This is a genomic window from Leucobacter soli (assembly GCF_042659205.1).
Lineage (GTDB): Bacteria > Actinomycetota > Actinomycetes > Actinomycetales > Microbacteriaceae > Leucobacter > Leucobacter soli.
On record NZ_JBHSRW010000291.1, the window covers coordinates 1 to 2,478 of the forward strand.

General features: G+C 71.7%; 4 protein-coding genes. 2 read left to right on the forward strand and 2 right to left on the reverse strand.

Going from position 1 to position 2,478, the window contains the following annotated elements; translation table 11 throughout:
* The coding region (locus tag ACFPZL_RS12250; protein WP_382335629.1) for a 3-phosphoshikimate 1-carboxyvinyltransferase at positions 1 to 859 on the reverse strand (859 nt) is incomplete at its 3' end.
* Between the two features lie 284 nt (positions 860 to 1,143).
* Between ACFPZL_RS12250 and ACFPZL_RS12255 the strand changes: the two genes are divergently transcribed.
* Together ACFPZL_RS12255 and ACFPZL_RS12260 are read left to right on the forward strand one after the other, a co-directional pair.
* Positions 1,144 to 1,815, forward strand: a complete 672-nt coding sequence (locus tag ACFPZL_RS12255; RefSeq protein ID WP_236022042.1) for a sigma-70 family RNA polymerase sigma factor — start codon at positions 1,144 to 1,146, stop codon at positions 1,813 to 1,815.
* Positions 1,812 to 2,045 carry a zf-HC2 domain-containing protein gene (locus ACFPZL_RS12260; RefSeq protein ID WP_218115198.1) on the forward strand — a complete coding sequence of 78 codons (234 nt, stop codon included), beginning with the start codon at positions 1,812 to 1,814 and terminating at the stop codon, positions 2,043 to 2,045. The genes ACFPZL_RS12255 and ACFPZL_RS12260 overlap by 4 nt, the downstream gene beginning before the upstream one ends.
* Positions 2,046 to 2,093: 48 nt before the next feature.
* Here ACFPZL_RS12260 and ACFPZL_RS12265 read toward each other — a convergent pair.
* The coding region (locus ACFPZL_RS12265) for an ATP-binding cassette domain-containing protein (RefSeq protein ID WP_382335631.1) at positions 2,094 to 2,478 on the reverse strand (385 nt) is incomplete at its 5' end.

A 2,478-nucleotide genomic window follows, 5' to 3' on the forward strand; every position in this document is an offset into this window, starting at 1 on the left:
CGGCATCGCCGGCGGCGATCGCCTCGGCGATGAAGGGGGCCGCGTTCGAGAGGTCGGGCTCGAGCACGACGTCGCGCGCACGGATCGGACCGGGCGAGACGCGCCATTCGCCGGGAGCGGGGGAGTCCGCCTCTACGCCGCGCTCGCGCAGAGCCTCGAGCGTCATCTCGATGTGCGGCAGGCTCGGGACGCGATCGCCCGTGTGCACCACGTGCACGCCCTCCTCGAAGCGGGCGGCGGAGAGCAGCAGGGCCGAGACGAACTGGCTCGAGAGCGAGGCGTCGAGCTCCACGCGGCCGCCGCGGAGCGAGCCGGTGCCGTGCACGGTGAAGGGCAGGGCGCCGCGACCGTCGTCCGAGATGTCCGCGCCGAGCGCGCGCAGGGCGTCGAGGACCGGTCGCATCGGGCGCTTCCGCGCGTAGGGGTCGCCGTCGAACGCCGTCGGTCCGAGGGCCAGCGCCGCCACCGGAGGCACGAAGCGCATCACCGTACCGGCGAGCCCGCAGGCGATCGTCGTCGACCCGATCAGCTCCTCGGCCGGCGTGATCCGCAGCACCTCGGGTGCGTCATCCTCGGCCTCGATCCGATCGAATCCGGTGCCGAGCGCCTGCAGTGCGTCGATCATCAGCTGCGAGTCCCGCGAGTGCAGCGGAGCGTGCACGGTGCCGGGAGCGTCGGCGAGCGCGCTCAGGATCAACTCGCGCCCCATCAGCGACTTCGATCCCGGCAGCGAGACGGTCGCGTCGATCCGCGTCTCGGCGACGGGCGCCGCCCAAGGCGGTGCGCCGCCGTCGAAGCTCTCGCCCTGGCCCGCCGGGTCCTCGTCGTCGCGACCGTGGTTGAGTTTGGCTTCGAGCATGGAAAAGGGCGCCTCCGTTGGAATAGACGTCTGGTGTCTCTGGTTGAAGATTCTACGGCAGTGGTTCGAGAGAGGTCGGTGCGATGGCGTTGGCGATGCAGGAGGCGAGCGGGCGCGCTCCCATCCGGGCAGGCCGAGGGATGCCGCCGCTCTTTGTGCGATCCGTGCGCGATGCGGTGGCGGGCCGCCGGGTCGCTCCGGCGCGCACGCGCGCGCACTGGAGCGACCCGGTCCGGGGACGCCGCCGCAGGTCTGCGCCGCGCGACGCGGTAGCATCGGGTGTTGTGACTCGGAGCCAGACCAGCGACGCGCGCGAACTCGAAGCGCGCTTCACGCGCGACGCGCTGCCCTTCCTCGATCAGCTCTACGGCGCCGCCATGAAGATGACGCGCAATCCTCAGGATGCACAGGATCTGGTGCAGGAGACCTTCACGAAGGCGTTCAGCGCGTTCGACAGCTTCACGGAGGGCACCAACCTCAAGGCGTGGCTGTACCGGATCCTCACGAACTCGTACATCAACACCTATCGGAAGCGGCAGCGGGAGCCGTTCCTCGGCGCGGTCGACGAACTCGAGGACTGGCAGCTCGGCGGTGCGGAGTCGACGACGGCGATGGCCTCGCGCTCCGCCGAGGCGGAGGCGATCGACCGGACGCCCGCGACCGTCGTCACCGATGCGCTGAACGCCCTGCCCGAGGACTTCCGCATGGTCGTCTACCTGGCCGACGTCGAGGGCTTCAGCTATCAGGAGATCGCCGACATCATCGAGCGGCCCATCGGCACGGTCATGAGCCGGCTGCACCGCGGCCGGGCGCGCCTGCGCCAGTCGCTGGGGGACTACGCCAGGGAGCAGGGCTTCGGCGTGCCGTCGGCCGCCGAGCCGGCTCGTGGATCTGGCACCTCCGGGCGCCGGTCGAAGGGCCCGTCGAAAGCGGCGAAGGAAGGGAGTGCGGAATGAGCGGATGCGATTGCGGGCACGCCCGCGCCAATCTCGAGGAGCTGATCCGCGGCGAGCTGTGCGATGCCGATTGCGCGCCGATCCGCGAGCACCTGGAGACGTGCAGCGACTGCCGCGACGAGCAGCAGGTGTTCGAGAAGCTGACGGTCGCCGTGCGGCGGGCGTGCGAGGGCGCGGCGCCGCCGTCGCTCCGCGATGCCGTGCTCGGCTCGCTGCGCGACCTCGACTGAGCTCCCCGGGCGACTGCCCGGCCCGGGCCGGATCGGGCGCGCCCGAAGCTACGGCAGGCGGGGGAGTGCCGCGATCAGTTCGCGTGTGTAGCGCTCGCGGGGCGCCTCGAAGATCTGCGCGGTCGGTCCGGATTCGACGACGCGGCCGGCTCGCATCACCACGATACGGTCCGCGATCCGGGGCACGACGCCCAGATCGTGCGTCACGGTGACGAGCGTCAGGCCGAGCTCGCGTCGCAGTTCGGCGAGCAGGCCGAGCAGGCGGCCGCGCACGAGCACGTCGAGGGCGCTGACCGGTTCGTCGGCGAGCAGCAGCTCGGGCCGGTGCACGAGCGCGCGTGCGAGAGCGATGCGCTGACGCTGTCCGCCCGAGAATTCGTGCGGGTACCGGTCGGCGGTGTCCGCGGGCAGCTCGAGGCGCGCGAGGATCTCG

What these genes read in the sequence shown, in the direction of transcription:
- ACFPZL_RS12260 (WP_218115198.1), top strand. Translation starts at nt 1,812, where the DNA reads ATGAGCGGATGCGATTGCGGGCACGCCCGCGCCAATCTCGAGGAGCTG.